Here is a 580-nt window from a genome sequence, read left to right on the forward strand (position 1 = left end):
TTGGCGTGAAAGACTCGAGTATCACTTTGAGAAAGAGTTGTTTTGCAATATCTATCCAATCGAAAAATCAGGATAAAAAAAGGTTCAACTTTGTTCGCAAAGTTGAACCTCATTTTATTTAGGCGAGTCCCTGAATCACCACAAACTTTTCAAGCAATTGCTCTTCTGTCTCAATGTGGTTTGGATCAGTAATAATACATTTTGTTATTGGACAAACTGACTGACAGGTAGGCTTTTCGTAATGACCTTTGCACTCAGTACATAAGTTAGGGTCGATTTCGAAGATGCTGTCTCCCATGCTGATCGCGCCATTCGGGCATTCCGGATCACACATGTCGCAGTTAATGCATTTGTCAGTAATGAGTAACGCCATGATTACTTACCAGTAGGGTTACGAGTGTCCTGGCCTGCGTTTAGATTGCGCATCAACAGGCCGTATTCTAGGTCCATGTCTTCAGGAACAGGAATGAATACGAAGTGGCCGTTACCTTTTGCGTCTTCAATCGACTCTGATTTGCGGGTTTCCATCGCTTCTAGAGTGAAAACAACGTTACCTTTTGGTGTCATTAACTCCAGGCTG

The 580-nt window shown here is 42.6% G+C and carries 2 protein-coding genes; both read right to left on the bottom strand.

The window, feature by feature from the left end; genetic code table 11:
• Positions 1–118: 118 nt before the first annotated feature.
• Entirely contained in the window at positions 119–373 is a 255-nt protein-coding gene (locus tag R7040_RS28455) for a YfhL family 4Fe-4S dicluster ferredoxin (RefSeq protein ID WP_005460170.1), read from the bottom strand.
• A 2-nt stretch (positions 374–375) separates the two neighbouring features.
• The coding region (locus R7040_RS28460; RefSeq protein WP_318097888.1) for a U32 family peptidase C-terminal domain-containing protein at positions 376–580 on the bottom strand (205 nt) is incomplete at its 5' end.

The sequence above is a fragment of the Vibrio sp. 1069 genome (assembly GCF_033340555.1).

Bases quoted from the DNA above. Each gene is read 5' to 3' on its own strand.
- R7040_RS28455 (WP_005460170.1), bottom strand. From the start codon at position 373: ATGGCGTTACTCATTACTGACAAATGCATTAACTGCGACATGTGTGAT.